22 protein-coding genes are annotated in these 25,418 nt (G+C 71.5%); 10 read left to right on the top strand and 12 right to left on the bottom strand.

Annotated features, from left to right (window positions below; genetic code table 11):
* Nucleotides 1-17 precede the first annotated feature (17 nt).
* The gene (locus Q9S36_RS23350; protein ID WP_396653826.1) at nucleotides 18-1,922 is read right to left on the bottom strand and encodes a phosphoenolpyruvate carboxykinase (GTP); all 1,905 of its coding nucleotides are present in this window, start codon (nucleotides 1,920-1,922) and stop codon (nucleotides 18-20) included.
* A gap of 122 nt (nucleotides 1,923-2,044) precedes the next feature.
* On the opposite strand from Q9S36_RS23350, the gene Q9S36_RS23345 reads away from it, so the two are divergent.
* The gene (locus Q9S36_RS23345; protein WP_251453317.1) at nucleotides 2,045-3,481 is read left to right on the top strand and encodes an XRE family transcriptional regulator; all 1,437 of its coding nucleotides are present in this window, start codon (nucleotides 2,045-2,047) and stop codon (nucleotides 3,479-3,481) included.
* Nucleotides 3,481-4,347, top strand: a complete 867-nt coding sequence (gene panC, locus Q9S36_RS23340) for a pantoate--beta-alanine ligase (RefSeq protein ID WP_311287233.1) — start codon at nucleotides 3,481-3,483, stop codon at nucleotides 4,345-4,347. Before Q9S36_RS23345 ends, panC begins: the two co-directional genes overlap by 1 nt.
* Before the next feature lie 32 nt (nucleotides 4,348-4,379).
* On the opposite strand, the gene coaA is transcribed toward panC, so the two are convergent.
* The gene (coaA, locus tag Q9S36_RS23335; RefSeq protein WP_311287232.1) at nucleotides 4,380-5,330 is read right to left on the bottom strand and encodes a type I pantothenate kinase; all 951 of its coding nucleotides are present in this window, start codon (nucleotides 5,328-5,330) and stop codon (nucleotides 4,380-4,382) included.
* A gap of 71 nt (nucleotides 5,331-5,401) precedes the next feature.
* Here coaA and coaBC point away from each other — a divergent pair, with 71 nt between their 5' ends.
* Nucleotides 5,402-6,637 carry a bifunctional phosphopantothenoylcysteine decarboxylase/phosphopantothenate--cysteine ligase CoaBC gene (coaBC, locus tag Q9S36_RS23330; RefSeq protein WP_396653825.1) on the top strand — a complete coding sequence of 412 codons (1,236 nt, stop codon included), beginning with the start codon at nucleotides 5,402-5,404 and terminating at the stop codon, nucleotides 6,635-6,637.
* 41 nt (nucleotides 6,638-6,678) lie between these two features.
* Here coaBC and Q9S36_RS23325 read toward each other — a convergent pair whose 3' ends face one another.
* The 5 genes from Q9S36_RS23325 to Q9S36_RS23305 all read right to left on the bottom strand — a co-directional run bounded on the left by Q9S36_RS23325 (nucleotide 6,679) and on the right by Q9S36_RS23305 (nucleotide 13,214).
* Entirely contained in the window at nucleotides 6,679-7,455 is a 777-nt protein-coding gene (locus tag Q9S36_RS23325) for an SDR family oxidoreductase (RefSeq protein ID WP_311287230.1), read from the bottom strand.
* Nucleotides 7,452-8,285 (bottom strand): 3-methyl-2-oxobutanoate hydroxymethyltransferase, encoded by an 834-nt coding sequence (gene panB / locus Q9S36_RS23320; protein ID WP_311287229.1) that lies wholly within the window; start codon nucleotides 8,283-8,285, stop codon nucleotides 7,452-7,454. Before panB ends, Q9S36_RS23325 begins: the two co-directional genes overlap by 4 nt.
* Before the next feature lie 39 nt (nucleotides 8,286-8,324).
* A complete protein-coding gene (locus Q9S36_RS23315) occupies nucleotides 8,325-9,797 on the bottom strand; it encodes an NAD-dependent succinate-semialdehyde dehydrogenase (RefSeq protein WP_311287228.1) in 1,473 nt (490 codons plus the stop codon).
* 86 nt (nucleotides 9,798-9,883) lie between these two features.
* Nucleotides 9,884-11,815, bottom strand: a complete 1,932-nt coding sequence (locus tag Q9S36_RS23310; protein ID WP_311287227.1) for an FAD-dependent monooxygenase — start codon at nucleotides 11,813-11,815, stop codon at nucleotides 9,884-9,886.
* Between the two features lie 10 nt (nucleotides 11,816-11,825).
* Nucleotides 11,826-13,214 carry an MFS transporter gene (locus tag Q9S36_RS23305; protein WP_311287226.1) on the bottom strand — a complete coding sequence of 463 codons (1,389 nt, stop codon included), beginning with the start codon at nucleotides 13,212-13,214 and terminating at the stop codon, nucleotides 11,826-11,828.
* A gap of 123 nt (nucleotides 13,215-13,337) precedes the next feature.
* Between Q9S36_RS23305 and Q9S36_RS23300 the strand changes: the two genes are divergently transcribed.
* From Q9S36_RS23300 to Q9S36_RS23275, 6 genes are read left to right on the top strand one after another with little or no spacing between them, the layout of a single operon-like run.
* Complete coding sequence (locus Q9S36_RS23300; RefSeq protein WP_311287225.1) at nucleotides 13,338-14,819, top strand: fumarylacetoacetate hydrolase family protein; 1,482 nt, start codon at nucleotides 13,338-13,340, stop codon at nucleotides 14,817-14,819.
* Nucleotides 14,816-15,493 carry a GntR family transcriptional regulator gene (locus tag Q9S36_RS23295; protein ID WP_251453325.1) on the top strand — a complete coding sequence of 226 codons (678 nt, stop codon included), beginning with the start codon at nucleotides 14,816-14,818 and terminating at the stop codon, nucleotides 15,491-15,493. Before Q9S36_RS23300 ends, Q9S36_RS23295 begins: the two co-directional genes overlap by 4 nt.
* Before the next feature lie 20 nt (nucleotides 15,494-15,513).
* A complete protein-coding gene (gene hpaE, locus Q9S36_RS23290) occupies nucleotides 15,514-17,034 on the top strand; it encodes a 5-carboxymethyl-2-hydroxymuconate semialdehyde dehydrogenase (protein ID WP_311287224.1) in 1,521 nt (506 codons plus the stop codon).
* Nucleotide 17,035: 1 nt separating this feature from the next.
* Entirely contained in the window at nucleotides 17,036-18,190 is a 1,155-nt protein-coding gene (gene hpaD, locus Q9S36_RS23285) for a 3,4-dihydroxyphenylacetate 2,3-dioxygenase (protein ID WP_311287223.1), read from the top strand.
* On the top strand, nucleotides 18,187-18,981 hold the full coding sequence (locus Q9S36_RS23280; protein ID WP_311287222.1) for a fumarylacetoacetate hydrolase family protein: 795 nt from the start codon (nucleotides 18,187-18,189) through the stop codon (nucleotides 18,979-18,981). Before hpaD ends, Q9S36_RS23280 begins: the two co-directional genes overlap by 4 nt.
* On the top strand, nucleotides 18,966-19,817 hold the full coding sequence (locus tag Q9S36_RS23275; RefSeq protein WP_311287221.1) for an HpcH/HpaI aldolase/citrate lyase family protein: 852 nt from the start codon (nucleotides 18,966-18,968) through the stop codon (nucleotides 19,815-19,817). The genes Q9S36_RS23280 and Q9S36_RS23275 overlap by 16 nt, the downstream gene beginning before the upstream one ends.
* A 41-nt stretch (nucleotides 19,818-19,858) precedes the next feature.
* On the opposite strand, the gene Q9S36_RS23270 is transcribed toward Q9S36_RS23275, so the two are convergent.
* Nucleotides 19,859-20,161 carry a hypothetical protein gene (locus Q9S36_RS23270; protein ID WP_311287220.1) on the bottom strand — a complete coding sequence of 101 codons (303 nt, stop codon included), beginning with the start codon at nucleotides 20,159-20,161 and terminating at the stop codon, nucleotides 19,859-19,861.
* 153 nt (nucleotides 20,162-20,314) lie between these two features.
* Here Q9S36_RS23270 and Q9S36_RS23265 point away from each other — a divergent pair, with 153 nt between their 5' ends.
* Complete coding sequence (locus tag Q9S36_RS23265; protein ID WP_311287219.1) at nucleotides 20,315-21,967, top strand: thiamine pyrophosphate-binding protein; 1,653 nt, start codon at nucleotides 20,315-20,317, stop codon at nucleotides 21,965-21,967.
* Nucleotides 21,968-22,073: 106 nt separating this feature from the next.
* On the opposite strand, the gene Q9S36_RS23260 is transcribed toward Q9S36_RS23265, so the two are convergent.
* From Q9S36_RS23260 to paaC, 4 genes are read right to left on the bottom strand one after another with little or no spacing between them, the layout of a single operon-like run.
* Nucleotides 22,074-22,835 carry an enoyl-CoA hydratase-related protein gene (locus Q9S36_RS23260; protein ID WP_311287218.1) on the bottom strand — a complete coding sequence of 254 codons (762 nt, stop codon included), beginning with the start codon at nucleotides 22,833-22,835 and terminating at the stop codon, nucleotides 22,074-22,076.
* 31 nt (nucleotides 22,836-22,866) lie between these two features.
* Nucleotides 22,867-24,066 (bottom strand): 1,2-phenylacetyl-CoA epoxidase subunit PaaE, encoded by a 1,200-nt coding sequence (gene paaE, locus Q9S36_RS23255; RefSeq protein ID WP_396653824.1) that lies wholly within the window; start codon nucleotides 24,064-24,066, stop codon nucleotides 22,867-22,869.
* On the bottom strand, nucleotides 24,066-24,593 hold the full coding sequence (gene paaD, locus Q9S36_RS23250) for a 1,2-phenylacetyl-CoA epoxidase subunit PaaD (protein ID WP_311287217.1): 528 nt from the start codon (nucleotides 24,591-24,593) through the stop codon (nucleotides 24,066-24,068). Before paaD ends, paaE begins: the two co-directional genes overlap by 1 nt.
* Nucleotides 24,587-25,411 carry a 1,2-phenylacetyl-CoA epoxidase subunit PaaC gene (gene paaC / locus Q9S36_RS23245; protein WP_396653823.1) on the bottom strand — a complete coding sequence of 275 codons (825 nt, stop codon included), beginning with the start codon at nucleotides 25,409-25,411 and terminating at the stop codon, nucleotides 24,587-24,589. The genes paaD and paaC overlap by 7 nt, the downstream gene beginning before the upstream one ends.
* Nucleotides 25,412-25,418 lie beyond the last annotated feature (7 nt).

Genomic DNA, 25,418 nt, shown 5'->3' with positions numbered 1-25,418 from the left:
GGCGAGGACGGGCCCGATCACGCGCGCTGCAGGCGGTAGCGCAGAGCGGCGAGCTCGGCCCACAGGGGCGCCGGCACGCGGCCGTCGAACGTGCGGTAGAACTCCTCGGTGAGCTCGGCCTCGCGCAGCCACGACGCGGGGTCGATGGCGAAGAGCGCGTCGAGGTCGGCTGCGGGGACCTCGATGCCACCGAGGTCGAGGTCAGACGTGCGCGGCAGCCGGCCGATGGGACTGTCGACGGCGGGCACGGCTCCCTCGACGCGGCGGATGATCCAGTCGATGACACGGGAGTTGTCGCCGAAACCCGGCCACAGGAACCGGCCGTCCGCGCTCTTGCGGAACCAGTTGACCTGGAAGATCCGCGGCGCACGATCGAAGCGCAGCTTCTGACCGACCTTCAGCCAGTGCCCGAAGTAGTCGGCCATGTTGTAGCCGCAGAAGGGCAGCATCGCGAACGGGTCGCGGCGGAGTTCGCCCACCGTCCCCTCCGCGGCGGCGGTGCGCTCGGACGAGATGTTCGATCCCATGAAGACGCCGTGCGTCCAGTCCGTGGCCTCGACCACCAGCGGCACGTTGGTGGCGCGGCGGCCGCCGAAGAGGATGGCGTCCAGCGGCACCCCGTCGGGCGCGTCCCAGTCCTCGGCGATCTGGGGGCACTGAGCGGCGGCGACGGTGAAGCGCGAGTTCGGGTGGGCGGCGGGGCGACCGGATGCCGGGGTCCACGGTTTTCCCTCCCAGTCGGTGAGCTGCGGCGGGGCCTCGTCGGTGAGCCCCTCCCACCAGACGTCCCCGTCGGGTCGCAGCGCCACGTTGGTGAAGATCGTGTTGCCCCACAGCGTCTCGACCGCGGTGACGTTCGTCGATTCCCCGGTGCCCGGCGCGACGCCGAAGAAGCCGGCCTCGGGGTTGATCGCCCAGAGGCGCCCGTCCTCGCCGGGACGCAGCCAGGCGATGTCGTCGCCGAGGGTCTCGACGCGCCACCCCGGGATCGTCGGGCGGAGCATGGCGAGGTTCGTCTTGCCGCAGGCCGAGGGGAAAGCCGCGGCGACGTGGTACGCCTTGCCCTCGGGCGAGATCACGCGGATGAGGAGCATGTGCTCTGCGAGCCAGCCCTCGTCGCGGCCGATCACCGAGGCGATCCGCAGGGCGAAGCACTTCTTGGCGAGGATCGCGTTGCCGCCGTAGCCGGAGCCGAAGGACCACACCTCGAGGGTGTCGGGGAAGTGGACGATGTACTTCTCGTCGTTGCACGGCCACGCGTCGTCCTGCTGACCGGGCTCCAGCGGCGCGCCGACCGAGTGCACGGTCTTCACCCACGGCGCGCCACCGGCGATCTCGCGGAGCACCTCCGTGCCCACGCGGGTCATGATGCCGATCGACGTCACGGCGTAGGCGCTGTCGGTGACCTGGACGCCGATGTGCGACAGCGGCCCGCCCACCGCGCCCATCGAGAACGGCACGACGTACATGGTGCGCCCGCGCATCGACCCTTCGAACAGCGGAGTGATCGTCCGACGGATCTCGTCGGGGGCGACCCAGTTGTTCGTCGGGCCCGCGTCGGACTCGCGCTCCGAGGCGATGAACGTGCGGGCCTCGGTGCGGGCGACGTCGCTCGGGTGCGACCGGGCCAGGTACGAGCCCGGACGCCACTCGGGGTTGAGCTTGATGAGCTTGCCCTCGTCCACCATCTCGTGCAGCAGCGCGTCGTTCTCGGCACGGGAGCCGTCGACCCAGTGGATGCGATCGGGCTGGGTGAGCGCCGCGATCTGGTCGACCCACGCGACGAGGGCGACCATGCCCTCGCCCGCGATCGCCGGTGCGGCACCGAAGGTGCGCACGCTCTTGGCGTTCGTGTGGGGATGCGCGCCGCCGCCGGCACCGGCGGGATCGGCGGGGCGGGTGAAGATGTCGGCAAGCGCCATGGCTCGTGCTCCTTGTCTGCGACGATCAGATCGAGGGTCTACAGCCACTTTCGCGCCATCTCGCGCCGTCTTCTGGAGGAGAGTGCCGTCAAGAAGCAGGATTCTTTCGCTATGCTCAAGGAATGCCCCCCACCGCCCTCGAACTGTCGACCCTGGGCCATCGCATCCGCCACCAGCGCCTCGCCCACGGCTTCACCCTCGATGAGCTCGGAGAGCGGGTCGGCGTGGCCGGCAGCCAGCTGAGCCTCATCGAGAACGGCAAACGCGAGCCCAAGCTGTCGCTCCTGCAGGCGATCGCCGCGGCCACCGATGTCGAGGTGACCGACCTGCTTTCGACCGAGCCCCCCAACCGCCGTGCGGCGCTCGAGATCGAACTCGCCCGCGCGCAGTCGAGCTCGGTGTTCCGGCAGCTCGGGGTCGCCCCGATCAAGGTCACCAAGGGCATGTCGGACGACACGATCGAATCGATCCTCGGTCTGCACCGCGAGCTGCAGCGCCGCGAGCGCGAGGCGATCGCCACCCCCGAAGAGGCTCGCCGGGCCAACACCGAGCTGCGACTGAAGATGCGCGAGATCGACAACTACCTGCCCGATATCGAGAAGCTCGCCGAGAAGCAGCTGCGCGCGGCGGGTCACGTTTCGGGTGCCCTGACGCACCGCACCGTGAGCATCATGGCCGAGCAGCTCGGCTTCGAGCTGCTGTACGTCAACGACCTGCCGCCCTCGACGAGGTCGATCACCGACCTCGAGCACGGGCGCATCTACCTTCCCCCGGCCTCGATCCCCGGCGGGCACGGACTCCGCTCGATGGCCCTGCAGGCGATGGCGCACCGGCTGCTCGGCCACCAGCGCCCCACCGACTACGCCGACTTCCTGCAGCAGCGGCTCGAGATCAACTACTACGCCGCGTGCTGCCTCATGCCCGAGACGGCATCCGTGGCGTTCCTCCAGCAGGCCAAGAAGGACCGCAACCTCGCCATCGAGGACTTCCGCGACGCCTTCGGCGTCACCCACGAGGCTGCGGCGATGCGGCTGACGAATCTCGCGACGCGGCATCTCGGCATCCGGGTGCACTTCCTGCGCGTCGACGGAGCGGGCGCCATCAACCGCGTGTACGAGAACGACGACCTGCCGCTGCCGATGGATGTCACCGGCGCCGTCGACGGCCAGATCGCCTGCAAGCGCTTCTCGGCGCGGGCGGCCTTCTCGGAGCACAACCGCACGACCGAGCACTACCAGTACACCGACACGCCCGCCGGCACGTTCTGGTGCTCCACGCAGACCGGCACCACCTCGGCCGGCGAGTTCTCGATCACCGTCGGCGTGCCCTTCGACGACGCGCGGTGGTTCCGCGGTCGCGAGACGCAGAAGCGCGCGGTCTCGACGTGCCCCGACGAGGCGTGCTGCCGTCGCGCCCCCGCCGAGGTCACGTCGCGCTGGCAGGGAAAGGCGTGGCCGAGCGCCCGCGTGCACATGCAGATGTTCTCGCCCCTCCCCCGCGGCGCATTCCCCGGCGTCGACGACAACGAGGTCTACGACTTCCTCGACAGGCACGTGTGATGGCCGGGACAACCGCGCGGGTGCGCGTCGTCACCACCGTCGCCGAACTGCGCGCCGCGCTCGACCCGGTGCGTCGCGCCGGGGGTCGGATCGGGCTCGTCCCGACCATGGGCGCGCTGCACGACGGACATCGCCGGCTCATCGCCTCTGCCGCGGCCGAGAGCGACGCGGTCGTGGTCTCGGTGTTCGTCAATCCCGCCCAGTTCGACGAGCCCGCGGACCTGGCCGCCTATCCGCGGACGCTCGAGTCCGACTCCGCGGCGGCGTCGGATGCCGGCGCGACGCTGCTGTTCGCGCCGACCCCGGACGAGGTCTACCCGGACGGGTTCGCCACCGCCGTCCACGTCGGCGGCGTGAGCGAGCGGTGGGAGGGGGCGTCGCGCGGAGCCGCGCACTTCGACGGCGTCGCGCTCGTGGTCGCCAAGCTCTTCGGCATGGTCGGCGCCGACACCGCCTGGTTCGGACGCAAGGACGCCCAGCAGCTCGCCGTCGTCCGCCGGCTGGCGAGGGATCTGAACCTCGCCACCGAGGTGCGGGCGGTCGACACGGTCAGGGACGCCGACGGCCTCGCGCTGTCGAGCCGCAACGCCCGGCTGTCGCCGGACGAGCGCACCCGCGCGCTGGCGCTGTCGCGCAGTCTGTTCGCCGCGCGCGAGGCCGTGCGCAGCGGCGAGCGATCCGCCGCGGCACTCGTCGCGCGTGCCCTCGATGCGCTCGCGGACGCCGACGTCGCGACGGAGTACTGGGCGGTGGTCGACCCGATCACCTTCGCCCCGGTCGAAACCCCCGCGGCGGGCTCGCTCGCCATCGTCGCGGCGCGGGTGGGCGCGGTGCGTCTCATCGACAACCTCCCGCTCGACGGGTGATCCACGGGTGATCGACGCGCTGCGGATGACGCTCAGAGCTTGCGCAGCAGCATCCGGCGCGCGGCATGGTCGGCGCGCTTGTCGATGATCAGACGCGCGCGGTGCTGGGTGGGCAGGATGTTCTCGCGCAGGTTCGGCAGATTGATCCCCCGCCACAGCTCGCGCGCCCGCTCGACCGCCTGGGCGTCGGTGAGCCCGGCGTAGCGGTGGAAGTACGACGACGGATCCGCGAACGCGGTGTCGCGCAGCGTGAGCCAGCGCTCGATGTACCACCGCTCGAGGTCGTCGGGGTCCGCGTGGACGTAGATCGAGAAGTCGAAGAGGTCGCTGACCGCCCGCTCATCGGCCCGCGATGAGGGCTGCAGGACGTTCAGGCCCTCGACGATCACCATGTCGGGGCGGCGGATGATGCGCTCCTGGTCGGGCACGCGGTCGTAGACGAGGTGCGAGTACACGGGCGCCCGCACCTCGGGCGCCCCGGCTTTCAGATCGGAGACGAACTCGAGCAGCGCGCGCCGGTCGTACGACTCCGGGAAGCCCTTGCGGTGCATGATCCCCCGCCGCTCCAGCTCGGCGTTCGGCAGCAGGAACCCGTCGGTGGAGACCAGTTCGACCGACGGCAGGCCGGGCCAGCGGCGGACCAGCTCGGTCAGCACCCGCGCGACGGTGGACTTGCCCGCCGCCACCGAGCCGGCGATGCCGACGACGAACGGCGTCGGCGGCTCGGCCCGCTGCAGGAACGCGTTGGCACGGTCGCCCAGCGACCGTGCGGCGGCGGCATGGATGCTGAGCAGCCGGCTGAGGGGCAGGTACACCTCGGCCACCTCGCTCAGGTCGAGCCGGTCGCCGAGGCTGCGCACCCGCGCGATCTCGTCCGCCGTCAGCGGCATGGGGATCCGGGGGGCCCGCGCTGCCCAGTCCTCCCGCTCGAAGCAGGCGTACAGCGACGGCGCGAGTCCGGTCGGGACGGCGTCGATGGTCACCGCCAGAGCGTAGCGCGCGTGTGCCGCCCTCACCGGCCCGGCGATAGGCTGGCCACCGTCCGACGCGCGACATGGAGGTGCCTGTGGCCGGAACGCACACCGTGGTCGTGGGGGTCAGCGGGGGGATCGCCGCCTACAAGGCGGTGCAGGTCGTGCGCTCGCTCGTGCTGGCCGGTCACGACGTCCATGTGCTGCCGACGGCGGCGTCGCTCCGCTTCGTCGGCCTCGCCACGTGGGAGGCGATCAGCCGCAATCCGGTGCGCACCGATGTGTGGGACGACGTCTCGACGGTGGCGCACGTCGATCTCGGCCGCCGCGCCGATGTGATCGTCGTCGCCCCCGCGACCGCGAACACGCTCTCGCGCCTGGCCGCCGGCGCCGCCGACGATCCGCTGACGGTCACCTCGCTGGCCTCGACCGCGCCGCTGGTGGTGGCGCCGGCGATGCACCCGGCCATGTGGCAGCATCCCGCCACGCAGCACAGCATGGCGCTGCTGCGCGAGCGCGGCGCGACCGTCGTGGGCCCCGCCGACGGCCCCCTCACCGGCGACGACAGCGGCCCCGGGCGCATGAGCGAGCCGGCCGAGATCGTCGCCGCGGTCCTCGACGCGGCCGCTCCCCGTCCACACGACCTGGCGGGTCTGTCGGTGCTCGTGACCGCCGGGGGAACGCGCGAGCCGCTGGACCCGGTGCGCTTCCTGGGCAACCGGTCGAGCGGCCGCCAGGGCATCGCGATCGCCGAGGCCGCACGCGCGCGAGGTGCGGACGTCACCCTGGTGGCCGGCCACGTCGAGGTGCCGCTGCCGACGGGAGAGCGTCTCGCGGTCGTGCGGGTCTCCACGGCGGACGAGCTCGCCACGGCGGCCGTCGACGCCGCCGCGACCGCCGATGTCGCGGTGATGGCCGCCGCGGTGGCCGACTTCCGCCTGGCGCAGCCGCTCGATCAGAAGATCAAGAAGGATGCCGCGGGCGACGGCCTCACGCTGCAGCTGGTCCCCGCGCGCGACACCCTCGCCGAGGTGCTGGCGGCGCCGGTCGCGGGGCGCGTCGTGGTCGGATTCGCCGCCGAGACCGCGACGGGCGAGGAGCTGCTCGCCGCCGGTCGCGCCAAGCTCGCCCGCAAGCCCGTGGACCTCCTCGCCGTGAACCGCGTGGGCTGGACCGAGACCTTCGGGGCGGCGACCAATGCCGTCACTCTCCTCGCCGCCGATGGGACCCTCGCCGCGGAGCTGGCGGGCACCAAGCGCGAGGTGGCGGACGGTCTGTGGGACGCGGTGGTGCGGCTCCGAGACCACCGCGCCGTCTAGGCCGGCGGGCTTCAGAACAGCAGGCGTCAGAAGAGCAGGGGTCAGAAGAGCGTGGACAGGCCGCCGTCGACCGCGATCGTCTGCCCCGTGATGTACGACGATTCGTCGGCGCACAGGAACGCCACGAGCGCGGCGACCTCGTCCGGTGTCCCCCACCGCCCGAGGGCCGTGCGGGTGCGGACGACCTCGGTCATGCGCTCGTCGCCGCGCAGGTCCGCGTTGGAGTCGGTGTCGATCGCGCCCGGGGCGACGGAGTTGACCCGGTAGCCGTGCGGGCCGAGCTCCGCCGCGAGCGATCTCGTCATCCCGTCGACGCCGGCCTTCGCCGCCGGGTAGGCGACGTCGCCCGCGCGTCCGCGGAGCGAGGCGAGGGAGGACACGCTGACGATCACCCCGCCGCGCGCGCCCGTGGCGTCCGCCGCGGAATGCCCGGCGAGGAATCCGCGGATGACGTCGTAGACGGCGACGAGGTCCGCCTGCACGAGGGCGCCGAAGGCCGCCGTGTCCATGTCGCGCACGCCGCGACGGTCGCGCACGCCGACATTGCCGACGAGGATGCGGGGTGTGAGCCCCGCGGCCGCCGCCCCCGCGAAGGCGGCCGCGACGGCATCCGGATCGGTCACATCCGCGACGAACGGGTCGGCATCGTGGCCGCGCGAACGGAACTCCGCGACCACCGGTGCGAGCGTCGCGGCATCACGGCCGCCGAGGAGGACGTGGGCGCCCTCCGCCGCGAGCCTGCGCGCGACGGCGAGACCGATGCCGGTGCGGGCTCCGGTGATCAGCGCCGTGCGCCCGGCGAAGCGGGCGCCCGTCACACCGGGTCTTCCAGCGCCCGGGCGAGGTCGTCGGCAGACATGGTCGCCGCGTGCTCGGCTGCGGGGAACGACCCGTCGCGGACGGCCGCGGCGTACTCGTCGAGCGCGGCGCGGACTTCCACGCCGAGGTCGCGGAAGCGCCGCGCGTGCCGGGGCCGGAAGTCCTCGTACAGCCCCAGCAGGTCGTGCCACACCTGCACCTGCCCGCTGCAGCCGGCGCCTGCGCCGATGCCGATCGTGGGGATGCGCAGGCGCGCGGTGACGGCGGCGGCGAGCTCGGCCGGGACGAGCTCGAACACGACCGCCCACGCACCGGCGGCCTGCACGGCCAGCGCATCGTGGATGACGCGGCGCGCCTGCTCGACCGTGCGACCCTGCACGCGCGTACCGGTGACGTGGACCGACTGGGGCGTGAACCCCACGTGGCCCATAACCGGGATGCCGGCATCGACGATGCGGCGGATGGTGGGCGCGACGGGCACGCCGCCCTCGATCTTGACCGACTGGCAGCCGCCCTCGGCCATGATGCGCACCGCCGCGCGCACGGTGTCGTCGGCCGTCGCGGTGGCCCCGAAGGGCACGTCGGCGACGATCAGCGGACGCGTGGCACCGCGGACGACGCTGCGGGTGTGCGAGACGATGTCGTCGACCGTGACGGGCAGGGTCGTGTCGTGACCCTGCATCACCATCCCCAGCGAGTCGCCCACGAGGATGAGGGGCACCTCGGTGCGCTCGATCAGGCGGGCACTGGTGTAGTCGTACGCGGTCACCATGGTGAACCGCTCCCCCGCCTCGCGCCAGGCCGCGACGGCGTCGATCGTGATGCGCACGGCTCTAGCCTGGCAGATGCCCGCCCGAGCCGGGTATGCTCACGCGAAGGGGCTGGCGGTGAGGGTGTACTTCGTCTGCAGGTACTCGTGGATGCCCTCGGCTCCGCCCTCTCGGCCCAGGCCCGACATCTTCCACCCGCCGAACGGCGCCGCCGCGTTGGAGACCACGCCGACGTTGAGGCCCATCATGCCGGTCTCGAGCCGCTCGATCATCCGCTGACCGCGCGAGAGACTCTCGGTGAAGACGTACGAGACCAGGCCGTACTCGGTGTCGTTGGCGATGCGGACGGCGTCCTCCTCGTCGTCGAAGGGCACGATCGCGAGCACCGGTCCGAAGATCTCCTCGCGCAGGATGTCGCTTCCCGGCTGCACGTCGGTCACCACGGTCGGCTCGTAGAAGGTCCCCGGTCCGTCGACGGCGCTTCCGCCGGTGCGGACGCTCGCGCCCCGCGAGACGGCGTCGCCCACGAGCGAGGCGGCCTTGTCGACGGCGGCGGCGTTGATGAGCGGTCCGATCGCGACCCCGTCCTCGGTGCCGCGGCCGATCTTCATGGCCTGCACGCGCTCGGTGACCCGCCGGGCGAACTCGTCGGCGACCGATCGCTGCACGATGAAGCGGTTGGCGGCAGTGCACGCCTGACCGATGTTGCGGAACTTCGCCAGCATCGCGCCGTCGACCGCCTTGTCGAGGTCGGCGTCCTCGAACACGACGAACGGGGCGTTGCCGCCGAGCTCCATCGAGGTGCGCAGCACCCCCTGGGCGGCCTGCTCGAGAAGGCGCTGCCCCACCCCGGTCGAGCCGGTGAAGGACAGCTTCCGCAGGCGCGGGTCGCGGATGATCGGCTCCGACACGGCGCCCGAGGTCGAGGTGGTGAAGACGTTCACCACACCGGCCGGGAGCCCCGCATCCTCGAGGAGCTTCCCGAAGTAGAGGGTGGTCAGCGGCGTGAGCTCGGCAGGCTTGATCACGACGGTGCACCCGGCGGCGAGCGCCGGGGCGATCTTGCGGGTCGCCATGGCGAGAGGGAAGTTCCACGGCGTGATGAGGAAGCAGGGCCCGACCGGGTGCTGCGAGACGATCATGCGGCCGGTGCCCTCGGGGTTCGGGCCGTAGCGTCCCTGGACGCGCGCGGTCTCTTCGCTGAACCACCGCAGGAACTCGCCGCCGTAGGCGACCTCGCCGCGCGCTTCGGCGAGGGGCTTGCCCATTTCGATCGTCATCAGCAGCGCGAAGTCCTCTTTGCGCTCCTGCAGCAGATCGAAGGCCCGGCGGAGGATCTCGGCGCGTTCGCGGGCCGGCGTCGCCGCCCACGCCGGGAACGCCTCGGTCGCCGCATCCAGCGCCGCGGTGCCGTCTTCGGCGGACGCGTCGGCGATCGTCTTCACGACCGCGCCGGTCGCCGGGTCGGACACCGTCAGCGTCTTCCCCCCGGATGCCGGCCGCCACTGGCCGCCGATGTACAGTCCGTCGGGAACCCGTGCCAGCAGTTCGGTCTCACGGTTGTCGGTCACGGGTTCTCCTCGTCCACCGGATGCCGCGGCATCCGCTCTCGATTGACTCTCGGGGCCATTGTGCCCCCCGGCCGCCGGGGCAGCCGCTATACGCGGTGTACATCGCGTGCGGCGGCATCGCCCGAACGGCGGACCTCTCGCAGGGCTCCCGCGAAGAAGCCAGCCAGCTCGTCGGTGGCCTCCAGCGGCAGCACCGCCGCGACGTACTGGTCGGGGCGGACCACCACCACGGCGCCGTCGCGCGATATGCCGCGCTCGGCGAAGATGTCCACGTCACGCCACCCGTCTGCGCCGGCGGCGAAGACCTTCTCCCAGTCGGTGAGTCCGAGAGGGCCCGATCGCGGGCGGAAGACGTCCGGGACGCGCGAGATGTCGACCTCGTCGAAGCTCTGCTGGTAGACGGCCTTCACGTCGAACACCGCGTCGGCGTCGGCGCCGGCCGGGGTGTGGCGCGCAAGGGGGGATGCCGGCGAGGCCCACCACTGCGCCCACGCGGTCAGAGCGGAGTCCTCCCCCGCGGCGGGAGCGTCGGCGAAGGCGTAGATCCGCCAGCGGCCGTCGGCGCGCGCGTGATGGCCGAGGTGGATCACGTTGCCGTCGCACACGCGCGTGACCTCGACCGACGCGAACCGCTTGCCGAGCGGGAAGCCCGTCGCGCGTGCGGCGTGCCGGTCGCCCGAGACGATGGCCGAGGCACCGTATTGGGTCATGAAGCCCGAGGGGAACTCCGCGGTCCCCAGGTAGTAGTTGGCCAGCTCGGTGGGGTCGGAGATCTCCTCGGGCTTGCGCGCCATCAGAGACGACCACTCGCGGTCGAAGTCGATGAGCTGCTGCGCGACCGGCTGGCGCTCCGCCGAGTAGGTCTCGAGAAGCGTCTCGGGAGCGAGCCCGGTGAGGACGTGGCCGAGTTTCCAGCCGAGGTTGAAGCCGTCCTGCATGGAGACGTTCATCCCCTGGCCGGCCTTCGCGCTGTGCGTGTGGCAGGCATCGCCGGTGAGGAAGACGCGCGGCGTCCGGTCGACGCCCTCGGGGACGTCGTCGAACTTGTCGGTGACGCGGTGGCCGACCTCGTACACGCTGTGCCAGGCGACCTGCTTGACGTCGATCGAGTACGGGTGCAGGATCTCGTTCGCCTTCTCGATGATCCGCTCGATCGGCGTCTGCCGAACGCGATGATGGTCGTCCTCGGGCACCTCTCCGAGGTCGATGTACATGCGGCTGAGATAGCCGCCCTCGCGCGGGATGTGGAGGATGTTGCCGGCCACGGAGTTGATGGCGCACTTGGTCCGCCAGTCCGGGAAGTCGGTGTTGACGAGGACGTCCATGACGCCCCACGCGTGGGCGGCGAACGCGCCGACGTGGGTGCGACCGATCGCTTCTCGCACACCGCTGCGGGCGCCGTCGCAGCCGACGACGTACTTCGCGCGGATGGTGCGCTCCCGGCCTGCGCTCTCGCCGGCCGTGTGCCGCACCCGCACCTCCACCGGGTGCTCTCCCGAGTCCGCGACGGTGAGCCCGACGAACTCCACGCCGTAGTCGGGCACGATCCGGCCGGGGCCGTGCGCGGCCGCCTCGGCGAAGTAGTCCAGCACGCGCGCCTGGTTCACGATCAGGTGCGGGAACTCGCTGATCTTGAACGCGTAGTCCTCGGTGCGCGCCGTGCGGACGATGCCACGGGGATCCTCGGGGTCGGGGCCCCAGAAGTTCATGTACGCGATGTTGTAGGCCTCGGCGATGATCCGCTCCGCGAACCCGAAGGCCTGGAACGTCTCGACGCTGCGCGGCTGGATGCCATCGGCCTGCCCGAGCACCAGGCGTCCGTCCCGCTTCTCGATGACGCGGGTGGTGACGTCGGGGAACTGCGACATCTGCGCGGCCAGGAGCATGCCGGCCGGGCCCGACCCGACGATGAGCACGTCGGTGGTGTCCGGCAGGTCCTCGGGCCGGTCGACCCCTGTCCCCGCCGCGGGCAGGAGCGTGGGATCGCCCGAGACGTAGCCGTGGTGATGGAACTGCATGGGGTTCCCCTCAGGCCTTCGACAGGCCGTAGACGGGGCTCTTCGCCTGCTCGGCCTCGTGGTCGGGTCCGAGCGGGATGCCGCTGCGGTCGCGCAGCAGCAGCGTTCCGATGAGCCCCAGCACTGTCATCCCGGCGAGGTACCACGTGACGGCGTCGGTCGATCCGGTCGCCTGAACGAGGGCCTGTGCGATCGTGGGGGCGAAGGCCCCGCCGAGGATGGCGCCGATCGCGTACGAGATCGAGACCCCCGAGAAGCGGATCGAAGCGGGGAAGAGCTCGGTGTACAGCGCGGCCTGGGGGCCGTAGGTGAATCCCAGACCGACGGTGAGGATCACCAGGCCGACGGTGAGCAAACCGATGCTGCCGCTGTTGACCAGGGGGAAGAGCAGGAACACGCCCACCAGCTGCAGGCCCCACCCGATGAGGTAGGTGGTGCGACGGCCGATGCGGTCCGACAGCCATCCGGCGACCCAGGTGAAGACCAGCCACGACACCGCCGACAGAGTGACGGCACCCAGGACATCCGCGGTCGCGAAGCCGAGCGATCCGTTGGGATCGGTGGCGTAGCGCTGGATGTAGCCGCCGGTGGTCATGTAGCCGACGGCGTTGTTGCCCGCGAAGACGAGCGCGGCGACGACCACGAGCAGAGCGTGGCGGCGGAACAGCTGCACGATCGGCATCCGGGTCTTCTCCTTGCGCTCGCTCAGCTCGGCGAACACCGGGCTCTCCTCGACGCGTCGGCGGACGTAGTAGCCGACGAGGATCAGCACGACGCTCAGCAGGAACGGCACACGCCAGCCCCACTCGAGGAACGCTTCGCCCGGGGCGAGGAGGGCCATCAGCCCCATGACGCCCGAAGCGAGCAGGAGACCCAGCGGCACGCCGATCTGGGGCGAGGCGCCGAACAGCCCGCGCTTGGCCTTCGGGGCGTGCTCGACGGCCATGAGGACCGCGCCGCCCCACTCGCCGCCCGCGGAGATCCCCTGGAGGATCCGCAGCACGATCAGCAGGATGGGAGCCGCGATGCCGATGGCGGCGTAGGTCGGAAGCAGGCCGACGAGGGTCGTCGCGACGCCCATCAGGATCAGTGTCAGCATGAGGACGATGCGACGGCCGTAACGGTCGCCGAGGTGGCCCGCCAGGAAGGCGCCGAGTGGCCGGAACAAGAAGCTGAGGCCGACGGTGAGGAACGCGAGGATCTGCGCGAAGCCCTCGCCCGCAGGTGCGAAGAACAGCTGGCCGAACACGAGCCCGGCCGCCGAAGAGTAGATGAAGAAGTCGTACCACTCGACGGTGGTGCCCACCACCGTGGCGAAGACGACGCGACGCTGGTCTTTGCTCGCGGCGATCGTGCCGGTGGGGGTGAAGCCCGCTTTCGCGGCGGGGGGTGTGCTCATCGTCGTGCTCCCGTATGTGTGACGTCGGTGTCTGGACAGCTCATCCGCCCGCTCGGAGCGGTGGTTGCCGTCTGGTGGACGATCATATACGATTTCGGATACGACGCAAGAGCGAGGGAGCTCATGACCACCGAAACCGCTTCGCAGGACGCCGCCGACCCGAGGTTCGCGATCCTTCCCTGCCGCCCCGGCAAGATCATCGCGGTCCATCTGAGCTACGCCTCGCGCGCCGATCAGCGGGGTCGCCGGCCGGCGCATCCGTCGTACTTCCTCAAGCCCTCCAGCTCCGTCGCACCCTCGTGCGCGACCATCGAGCGCCCGGCGGGCACCGAGCTGCTCGCGTTCGAGGGCGAGATCGCGCTCGTGATCGGCACACCCGCCCACCGGGTCGCGGCGGCGGCGGCGTGGGACCACGTCGGCTGGGTCACAGCGGCCAACGACTTCGGCGTGTACGACCTGCGGCAGAACGACAAGGGCTCGAACGTGCGGTCGAAGGGCCGCGACGGCTACACGCCCCTCGGACCCGCGCTCCTGGACGCCGCGGGACTGGACCCCGCCGCGCTGCGGGTGCGGACGTGGGTCAACGGCGAGCTCGCCCAGGACGACTCCACCTCGGGTCTCATCTTCCCGCTCGCGCAGCTGGTCGCCGACCTGTCCCAGCACGCCACGCTCGAACGCGGCGACATCATCCTCGCCGGCACGCCCGCGGGCTCATCCGTCGTCGTCCCCGGCGATGTCGTCGAGGTCGAAGTCGACGTCCCGGGCAGGGCGTCGACCGGTCGTCTGATCAGCCGCGTCGTCCAGGGGGATGCCGCCTTCGATCCGTCGCTGGGGTCGCTGCCCGCCGTCGACGACACCCAGCGCGCGGAGGCGTGGGGCTCCCGCGAGGCGGCGGCACTGCCCGCGCCGGGTCTGTCGGCGCAGCTGCGCGAGAAGCTGGAGCGCACGCCGGTCGCGGGGCTCTCGCAGCAGCTGCGCAAGCGCGGACTCGACAACGTCACCATCGACGGCGTGCGCCCGCTGCATCCCGAGCTCAAGCTCGTCGGCACCGCGCGCACACTGCGCTTCGTACCCAACCGCGAGGACCTCTTCGCCTCGCACGGCGGCGGCTACAACGCGCAGAAGCGCACCTTCGATGCCGTCGGCGAGGGCGAGGTCATCGTGATCGAGGCCCGCGGCGAAGCGGGTTCCGGCACCCTCGGCGACGTCCTCGCGATCCGCGCCCGCGCGCGCGGGGCCGCCGGCGTGGTCACCGACGGCGGCGTCCGCGATCACGACGCCGTCGCGGCCGTCGGGATGCCGGTCTACACCGTGGGCGCGCATCCCGCCGTCCTCGGCCGCAAGCACGTGCCGTGGGACGCCGACATCACCATCGCCTGCGGCGGAACGACGGTGCAGCCCGGCGATGTCATCGTCGGCGACGCGGACGGGGTCATCGTGATCCCGCCGGCGCTGGCCGAAGAAGTCGCCGACGCCGCCCTGGCACAGGAGGACGAGGACGCCTGGATCGCCGCCCGGGTGGCCGAGGGGCACCCGGTGGACGGGCTCTTCCCCCTGAACGCGGCGTGGCGCGCCCGGTACGAGGAGTCGAGGAGCGATCGATGACCGAGACGCAGAGCAAGTCGCAGGTCGCCTACCACTGGGTCAAGGAGCGCATCGCGGGGCAGCAGTTCACGCCCGGGTATCGCCTGGTGCTCGGCGCGATCGCCGGAGAACTGGACATGAGCGTCGTCCCCGTGCGCGAGGCGATCCGGCAGCTCGAGGCCGAGGGACTCGTCACGTTCGAGCGCAACGTCGGCGCGCGGGTGTCGATGGTCGACGACTCGCAGTACCGGCACTCGATGCAGGCCCTGTCGATCCTCGAGGGCGCCGCCACGGCACTCTCGGCGCGGCGGCTGACGGCCGACGACATCCGCCGGGCGCGGTCGATCAACGAGCTCATGATCGAGACGCTCCAGCACTTCGACCCGCCCTCGTTCACCAGGCTCAACCACGAGTTCCACGCCGCACTGTTCGAGAAGTGCGCCAACCCGAGGATGCTCGAGCTCGTCGAGGCAGAGTGGGCGCGCCTGGGGAACCTGCGGGATTCGACGTTCAGCTTCGTTCCCGGCCGCGCTCAGGAGTCGGTTCACGAGCACGAGAACATCCTCGCGCTCATCGAGCGCGGCGCTCCTCTCGGCGAGATCGAGAAGGCCGCCCGCCGGCACCGCTCGGCCACTCTCGACGCCTACATGATCCACGAGCACCCCGACGAGGCCCTCGGCCTCCCGGCCTTCTGACGCCCTTTCGAAGGAGAGAAATGACCGACACGACCACGCTCGCGACGCAGCGGCACGTTCCCGCCGATCTTCCCGAGCACATTCAGCACTACATCGACGGCGCGTTCGTCGATTCCGTCGACGGCGACACCTTCGAGGTGCTCGACCCGGTGTCGAACGAGACCTACCTGCGCGCAGCCGCCGGCAAGAAGGCCGATATCGACCGGGCCGTCGCCGCCGCCCGCCGCGCCTTCGTCGACGGGCCGTGGCCCCGGATGCTGCCGCGGGAGCGCTCGCGCGTCCTGAACCGCATCGCCGACATCGTGGAGTCGCGGGACGCGCGTCTGGCGGAGCTGGAGTCGTTCGACTCGGGCCTGCCGATCACCCAGGCGCTCGGTCAGGCGCGACGCGCGGCCGAGAACTTCCGGTTCTTCGCCGACCTGATCGTCGCGCAGGCCGACGACACCTACAAGGTGCCCGGTCGCCAGATCAACTACGTCAACCGCAAGCCGATCGGGGTCGCCGGGCTCATCACCCCCTGGAACACCCCGTTCATGCTGGAGTCGTGGAAGCTCGCTCCAGCGCTGGCCACCGGCAACACCGTGGTCCTCAAGCCCGCGGAGTTCACTCCCCTGTCGGCGTCGCTGTGGGCGGGCATCTTCGAGGAGGCCGGGCTGCCGCAGGGTGTGTTCAACCTCGTCAACGGGCTCGGTGAGGATGCCGGCGACGCGCTCGTCAAGCATCCGGATGTGCCCTTGATCTCGTTCACCGGCGAGAGCCGCACGGGACAGATCATCTTCGGCAACGCCGCCCCGTTCCTCAAGGGCCTGTCGATGGAGCTCGGCGGAAAGAGCCCCGCCGTCGTCTTCGCCGACGCCGACCTGGAAGCCGCGATCGATGCGACCATCTTCGGCGTCTTCTCGCTCAACGGCGAGCGCTGCACCGCGGGCTCTCGGATCCTCGTGGAGCGCTCGGTGTACGACGAGTTCGTGGAGCGCTACGCCGCACAGGCCGAGCGCGTCGTGGTCGGCTACCCGCACGAGCCGGCGACCGAGGTGGGCGCGCTCGTGCACCCCGAGCACTACGACAAGGTGATGGGGTACATCGAGATCGGAAAGACCGAGGCGCGGCTGGTCGCCGGCGGCGGTCGTCCGGAGGGGTTCGAGACCGGCAACTTCGTGCGGCCCACCGTGTTCGCCGATGTGAAGCCGGACGCCCGGATCTTCCAGGAGGAGATCTTCGGCCCGGTGGTGGCGATCACGCCGTTCGACACCGACGACGAGGCCCTCGAGCTGGCCAACGGGGTCAAGTACGGCCTCGCCGCGTACATCTGGACGAACGACCTCACGCGCGCGCACAACTTCTCGCAGGCCGTCGAAGCCGGCATGGTCTGGCTGAACTCCAACAACGTCCGCGACCTGCGCACACCGTTCGGCGGCGTCAAAGCCTCGGGCCTCGGGCACGAGGGCGGCTACCGCTCGATCGACTTCTACACCGACCAGCAGGCCGTGCACATCACGCTCGGCGAGGTCCACAACCCCACGTTCGGCAAGGGAGCCTGACATGACCCACGACAAGACCCTCACCTCCTCCGGCTTCTTCGTCAGCCAGGAGGCGCCCATCCACACCGACAACCCGATCCCGACCCCCTCATCCCCCGCGCCCGACATCCTGCGCTGCGCGTACATGGAGCTCGTCGTCACGGACCTCGCCGCGTCGCGGGAGTTCTACGTCGACGTGCTGGGGCTGTACGTCACCGAGGAGGACGACCAGGCGGTGTACCTGCGCTCCACCGAGGAGTTCATCCACCACAACCTGGTGCTGCGCCAGGGTGAGGTGGCCGCCGTCGCCGCGTTCTCATATCGGGTGCGCACCCCCGACGACCTCGACAGGGCTGTGGCGTTCTACGAAGAGCTCGGATGCCGCGTCGAGCGCCGCCCCGGAGGGTTCACGAAGGGCATCGGAGACTCGGTGCGGGTCGAGGATCCGCTCGGGTTCCCGTACGAGTTCTTCTCGCAGACCGAGCACGTCGAGCGCCTGTCCTGGCGCTACGACCTGCACACTCCGGGCGAACTGGTGCGGCTGGACCACTTCAACCAGGTGACCCCGGACGTCCCCCGCGCTGTGGCGTTCATGCAGGACCTGGGGTTCCGCGTCACCGAAGACATCCAGGACGACGCCGGCACGGTGTACGCCGCGTGGATGCGTCGCAAGCCCACCGTGCACGACACCGCCATGACCGGCGGCGACGGCCCGCGCATGCACCACGTCGCGTTCGCCACGCACGAGAAGCACAACATCCTCGCCATCTGCGACAAGCTCGGGGCGCTCCGTCGCTCCGACGCCATCGAACGGGGCCCTGGACGCCACGGCGTGAGCAACGCGTTCTACCTCTATCTGCGCGACCCCGACGGTCACCGCGTCGAGATCTACACGCAGGACTACTACACCGGCGACCCCGACAACCCGGTCATCACGTGGGACGTCCACGACAATCAGCGCCGGGACTGGTGGGGTAACCCCGTCGTGCCGTCCTGGTACACCGAGGCCTCGCTCGTGCTGGACCTCGACGGCAACCCGAAGCCGGTCGTCGCCCGCACCGACGACTCCGAGATGGCGGTCACGATCGGCGCCGACGGCTTCTCGTACACCCGCCCCGGCGAGGACTCGATGCCCGAGTACAAGCAGGGCGAGTACAAGCTCGGCCATCAGCTGTGAGCGAACGTCTGACGCCCGGGCAGATCGAGCAGATCGCCGCCGAGCTCGCCGAGGCCGATCGCGCGCACGGCGTGATCCCGAGGATCACGGCCCGCTACCCCGACGCCACCGTCGAGGACTCGTATGCGATCCAGGGCGTGTGGCGCGACAAGAACCTGGCCGCCGGCCGACGCCTGGTCGGCCACAAGATCGGCTTGACCTCCAAGGCGATGCAGCAGGCGACGGGGATCACCGAACCCGACTACGGGGTGATGTTCGACGACACCGTCTATCAGGACGGCGACGAGATCCCCGTGGATCACTTCTCGAACGTCCGGATCGAGGTCGAACTCGCCTTCGTGCTGAAGGGGCCGCTCGAGGGCCCGGACTGCACGGTGGAGGACGCCCTCGCCGCGATCGACTACGCCGTGCCCGCGCTCGAGGTGCTCAACTCCCACATCGAGCTCGAGGGCAGGACCATCGTCGACACCATCAGCGACAACGCCGCGTACGGCGCCATGGTCCTCGGGTCCGAGCGCCGTCGTCCCGACGAGATCGACCTGCGGTGGGTTCCCGGGGTGCTTTCGCGCAATGGCGAGATCGAAGAGACCGGCGTGGCCGCCGGAGTGCTCGGACATCCCGCGACCGGTGTGGCGTGGCTGGCGAACAAGATCTCGCAGCACGGTGACAGACTCGAGGCGGGCGAGATCATCCTCGCCGGCTCGTTCACCCGGCCCATGTGGGTCGAGCGGGGCGACACCGTCCACTGCGATTACGGACCGATGGGGACCATCACATGCCGCTTCGTCTGACCCCGACCTTCCGCGACGCCCTCGCGTCGACGCGACGTCCCCTCGCGGGCATGTGGCTGTGCTCCGGCTCGGCTCTCGTCGCCGAGATCGCGGCCGGCGCGGGTCTGGACTGGGTGCTCATCGACATGGAGCACGCTCCCAACGGGCTGGAGTCGGTGCTCGCCCAGCTGCAGGCGGTCGCGGCGTACCCGGTGACTCCCGTGGTGCGCGTGCCGAGCCTCGATCAGGTGCTCATCAAGCAGGTTCTCGACCTCGGCGCCCAGAACATCCTCGTTCCGATGGTCAACAGCGCAGCGGATGCCGCAACCGCCGTCGCCGCCGTCCGCTACCCGCCGCGCGGCAGACGCGGCGTCGGTTCGGCCCTCGGGCGTTCGGCCCGCTGGAACCGGGTCGACGACTACCTCGCTGAGGCGGACGGTCGTGTGTCGCTGTTCGTCCAGGTCGAAACAGCCGAGGCTGTGGCCGCGGCATCCGCGATCGCCGCCGTCGACGGAGTCGACGGGGTGTTCGTCGGACCGAGCGACCTCGCCGCCTCGATGGGCCTGCTCGGCGCCCAGACCCACCCCGATGTCGTGGCCGCCGTGCGGTCGACGTTCGAGGCGGTGCGCCAGGCGGGCAAGCCCGTCGGCGTGAACGCGTTCGATCCCGCGGTCGCGCAGGGTTACCTCGACGCGGGGGCGTCGTTCATCCTCGTCGGAGCGGACGTCGCCCTCCTCGCCCGCGGCTCCGAGGCTCTCGCCGCACGCTTCATCGGCGACGGCGGCACGGTCGCAGATACGGCCGCCGACAGGGCGGGCGGCACGGCCCCGCGCACGTCCCCGCGCACGTCGTACTGACCCAGGTCGCGAGACCGCGCGATCCCGCGCCGCGCGAGGTGTCAGGCGACGACGTCGCGCACGAAGCGGATGTTGTACTCCGCGACACGCTGCGGCACGCCCGCGAACGCCTCAGCGCGCGCGTCCGAGGCCATGTACTCCTTCTCGCGCGCGAGGAAAGCGTCCTCATCCCCCTCTGCCGAGACCGCCCAGACGAACTCGTTGGTCTCGGGAAGGCCGTAGGCGAACTCGATGGGGAACCCGGCGGCGGGCCGCACGCGCGGCATCCACTCGTTCCACCAGGCGACGAAGGCGTCGTATTCTCCCTCGACGAGCGTGTAGCGGCGCAGCTGAACGGTTCTCATGCCGCCATCATGCCGCTCCGGGGCCGGGCCGTATAATCGACGGGTCCGGTGCGACGAGCGCGCCGGTGCTCGAAAAATGGGCACGCAGCCGTGCGGCGAAGCACGCGCGAGACATATACGGCCTCCCTGTCGTCCCGTCTCGAAAGCTGTGCCATGCCCACCGTCTCCGCGCACGTCGCCCTCACCCTCGCTCACCACATCGATCACGTGTTCGGGGTGATGGGGAACGGCAACGCCTACGTCCTCGACGCCCTCGAGCGCTCCACGGCGGTGTCCTTCACCGCCGTCCGGCACGAAGCCGGAGGCGTGGTCGCCGCAGACGCCTATCACCGCGCCTCGGGTCGACTGGCCGCGGCCACCGCCACGTACGGCGCCGGCTTCACCAACACCCTCACGGCCCTCGCCGAAGCGGTGCAGGCGCACGTGCCGCTCGTGCTCGTGGTGGGCGATGAGCCCACGTCGGGCCCGCGGCCGTGGGACGTCGACCAGATCGCGCTGGCCTCGGCGGTCGGTGCCCGCACCTATACCGTCGGTCGCACGGATGCCGCCGCGACGACGATCATCGCCATCGAGCACGCTCTCACCTACCGCGTCCCCACCGTCCTCGCGGTGCCGTACGACGTGGCCGCCGTCGAGGCGGGCGAGGTTCCCCAAGCGCCGTCGCTGCGGCTGCCGGGACCGGTTCCGGTGCGCGGCGAGTTCGCCGTGGGAGCACTCGAGCGCGTGGCCGCGGCCCTCGCGAGCGCGACGCGGCCCTTCCTCCTGGCCGGTCGCGGAGCATGGATCGCCGGAGCGGGCGAGGCGCTCGGCGAGCTGGCCGACGCGACAGGCGCCGTCACCGCATCGACAGCGCTCGGCCGGGGTGTGTTCCCCCGCCCGGAGTTCGATCTCGGGGTGACCGGCGGCTTCGGCGCGGCCGGCGCGATGGACCTCGTGCGCGAGGCGGATGTCGCCGTGGTCTTCGGCGCGTCCCTGAACCAGTTCACGATGCGCTTCGGCGAACTCTTCGCCCCCGGGACGCAGGTCTTCCAGGTCGACGTCGCCGCGACGGCCACTCACCCGCATGTCGGCGGATACGTGCGGGGTGACGCCGCGGTCGTCGCGCGCGAGCTGGTGGAGCGCCTGCGCGCGGGCGGCGCGCGCCCGTCCGGCTGGCGCGAGCAGCTGGACCTGGCACCGCTGCGCCGCCACGACGCCGGCGACGTGGCGGCCCCCGACGGGCGGCTCGACCCCCGGTCGGTGGCCGCGCGCATCGGCGAGCTGCTGCCCGAGGACCGCGTGGTCGTCTCGGACGGCGGCCACTTCATCGGCTGGGCCAACATGTACTGGCCGGTCGCCTCACCCGACCGCATGCTGATGATCGGCACGGCCTTCCAGTCGATCGGCCTGGGCTGGCCGTCCGTGCCCGGCGCGGCGCTGGCCAAGCCCGACGCGACGGTGGTCCTCACGACCGGCGACGGCGGGGGGCTGATGGCCCTCGCCGACCTCGAGTCCGCCGTCCGCGTCGCGGGAGGCCGCGGCATGGCGGTGGTGTGGAACGACGCCGCCTACGGCGCCGAGGTCAACCTCTACGGACTGAAGGGACTCGCCCGCGAGCCGATGCTCATCCCCGAGGTCGACTTCGCCTCGCTCGGCGAGGGCGTCGGCGCGGAGGGCGTCGTGGTGCGCAGTCTGGACGACCTCGACCGGCTGGCTGCGTGGACGTCCGAGCCTGCGGCATCCCGTCGCTTCCTCGTGCTCGACTGCCGCATCTCGGGTTCGGTGATCGCGCCGTACCAGCACGAGATCATCCGCGTGAACTCCTAGCCCCCGCCGGGGACGCGTGCGCACGCGCCCCCGGCGTGCGGGATTCTCACGCACGCGCGTGACACGTGCGCACGCGTCCCCGTGCGCACGCGACCCCGGCGGCGGGTCAGGCGCCGCGGAAGTCGGGTGCGCGCTTGGCGCGGAACGCCGCGAAACCGTCGCGGTAGTCGGCGGTGGCGGCCAGGTCCGCCTGGGCTGCCGTCTCGGCATCCACTGCGCGCCACAGCCGCTCGCCGCGAAGGTCGGCGATGATCCGCTTCGACGCAGCGAACGCCAGCGTCGGGCCGGATGCCGCGCGTGCCGCTCTCTCGCGGGTGAACTCCACGAGCTCGTCCGCGGGCATCGCGCGACTGAACAGTCCGGCGGCGACGGCCTCGCTGCCCGTGAGGAGGTCGCCCGTGAAGATGAGGTCCAGCGCCCGGTGGGCGCCGAGTCGCTCGTAGAACAGCGCGTGCCCGCCGGAGTCGAGCGTGGCGCCGAGATTCACGAACGGCGAACCGACCTTGGCGTCGTCGGCGACGTAGACGACGTCGGCGGCGATCGCGAGACCCAACCCGACGCCCAGGCACGCACCGTGTACGGCGGCGAAGGTGGGGACCGGGAACTCCGACATCCGCCGCATCAGCCGCTCGACGGCGGCGAGGTAGCCGTGGACGTCGTCGGTCGCGGGGTCGACATCGGCGATGTCGCGTCCGGCGCAGAACGCATGCCCCTCACCCCGCAGCACGAGCGCCCGCGCTCCGGCGCGCTCGGCGGCGAGGTAAGCCGCATCGAGTTCGGCGATGTCGCCGAGGTCGACGGCGTTCCGCTTGTGCGGGGCGTCGAGGACGACCTCGGCGACGCCGTCGGCGATGGTCCAGACGATCATGCCGTGCTCCTTCGGCTCCGGGGATGCCGCATCAGGCGTCCCAGTCGACCTCGACGGCGTCGCTCGTCGGCACCGCCTGGCAGGTGAGGATCATCCCGCGCGCGAGCTCCTCGGGTTCGAGCGCGTAGTTCTGCGCCATCTCGACCGTCCCGCGTCGCAGCACCGCCCGACACGTTCCGCACACGCCGTCGGCGCACGCGAACGGCACGTCGCCGCGCGTACGGAGCGTGGCCGCGAGCACCGTCTCTCCCGCACCCACCGGCGTGGTGACCGTTCCGGTCGTGCCGTCCAGGCGGAACGCGATCGTGCGCAGCGGCTCATCGGGCGCGGATGCCGGGGGTGGGGCCGCCGCCGCGCCGTGCGGGCGACCGGTCGAGAACAGCTCGACGCGGATCGCCGAGATGTCGACACCGAGGCGCAGCAGCACCGCGCGCGCTCGATCGACGAGCTCGAGGGGTCCGCACAGGAACCACTCGTCGATGTGCGGGAACCCGATGACCCGGGTGAGCAGCGCCTCCAGACGCGCCTCGTCGAGGCGGCCGGACAGCAGCTCGGCGGGCCGGCTTTCGCGGGTCAGGACGTGGTGGAGCCCGAGCCGGGCGGGGAAGCGGTCTTTCAGGTCGGCGAGGTCGTCGAGGAACATGGCATCGGCGGCGGTCCGGTTGGAGTAGACCAGGTCGAACGTGTCGCCCGGCCTCTCGCGCAGCCGGTGCTCGATGAGGGCCACCATCGGGGTGATGCCCGAGCCGGCCGCGATCGCGGCGAACCGTGCGGGGCGGTCGTAGGTGCCGTGCGGGGTGAAATGCCCGTCGGGACTCATCACCTCGAGCACGTCACCGGGCGCCAGGTGCCGCACCGCCCAGGTCGAGAAGGCCCCGCCCTCTTCGCGCTTGACGGCGACGGTCAGTCGCCCCGGCGCGGGTGCGCGGCAGATGGAGTAGCTGCGCCGCACCTCCTCCCCGTCGATGCGCGCGCGGATGGCGACGTGCTGACCGGGTTCGTACGCGAAGGCGGCCGCGAGCTGCGGCGGCACGTCCAGGACGATCTCGATCGCATCGGCGGTGAGGGGGCGGACGGCGGTCACGGTCAGCGCGTGGAAGGCAGCGCGGCGGCGGGGGGCGGCATCCGCGCGGGCGACGACATCGGGCGGAACCCGACCTGGACCGGGACCCGGACCCAGACCCGCACCCGGAACCTGTGCGACCGATGCAGCGGAGGCGCGCGAGGCCATCACAGCTCTTTGAACCGGTCGAAGGGCTCGCCGCACGCCTGGCACTGCCACAGCGCCTTGCACGAGGTCGAGCCGAAGCGCGACAGCTCGCGCGTGTGCAGCGACCGGCAGCGGGGGCACCGCACCCCGAGCCCGAGGGCGACGGGACCGCCGTCCGCCCGTGGTCGCGGGGGCGCGATGCCGTAGGCCTCGAGTTTGGCGCGGCCGGCGCCGCTCATCCAGTCGGTGGTCCAGGCGGGCGCGAGGACGACCTCGACCCGGGCGGGGCGGCCGACCGCGGCGAGCGCCGCGACGATGTCGGCGCGCAGGGCCTCGACGGCCGGGCACCCCGAGTACGTCGGGGTGAGCTGGACGACCGCGGTGCCGTCGTCCTCGATCCGCACACCACGGAGCATCCCGAGGTCGGCGATCGTCAGGACCGGCAGCTCGGGGTCGGTGACGGCCGCGGCGGCATCCCACAGCGCGCCGAGCTCGGGCTCGGCAGGTCTCGGGCGCGCGACGAAGTCGGGCGAGATCGTGGTCACCATGTCGCCCCCGGATGGGCACGCGCGAGCACCTGCATTTCGCCGATCAGTCGCCCGAAGGATTCCGAGTGCACGCCCTCGCGACCGCCGCCGCGCAGGAACGGCGAGGCGGGCACCATGAGCCCCGCGTCCTCGATGACGGCGACGAGCGTGCTCATCACCTCGTCGCGGAGATCCTCGGGCCGCACCGCGACGCCCTCCGCCGCCGCGTCGGCGGCGGGATCGGGCGCGAAGAGCTCGCCGACGTACGGCCACAGGTCATCGACCGCGCCCGCGAGCCGCCGGTGCGACTCATCGGTGCCGAGACCGAGCCTCAGCATCCACAGCGTCGCATGCTCGGCGTGGTACGCCACCTCTTTGACGGCCTTGGCCGCGATCGCCGCCAGCGTCTCGTCCCGCGACGTGGCGAGGCGACGGTACAGAGCGCCGAACCACACGGATGCGACGGTCAGCCGCGCGATGGTGAATGCGAAGTCGCGTCCGCCGGTGGCGGCGTTCGGAAGCTCGAACAGCCAGCGGCTTCGGAACTGCCGCTCGTCCCGGAAGAACGCCAGATCGTCCTCGCTCCTGCCCCACGCCGACCCGGCGTAGCTCAGCAGCGCGCGGGCGTGCCCGAGCAGGTCGAGGCCGATGTTGCCGAGGGCGACGTCCTCTTCGAGCTCGGGGGCGTGGGCGATCCACTCCCCCAGCCGCTGGGCCAGCATGAGCGCGTCGTCGCCCAGCCCGAGCGCGTAGGCGGCCACCTCGGCGGATGCGACCCCCGAGGCGGGGCCGGATGCCGCGGCATCCGGTCGCAGCATCGTCAGACGGTCGGTGGTCATCGCAGCC

Source organism: Microbacterium sp. ARD31, assembly GCF_031844425.1.
Note: the sequence above shows the minus strand (reverse complement) of the source record. Positions and strands in the feature narration are given on the sequence as shown.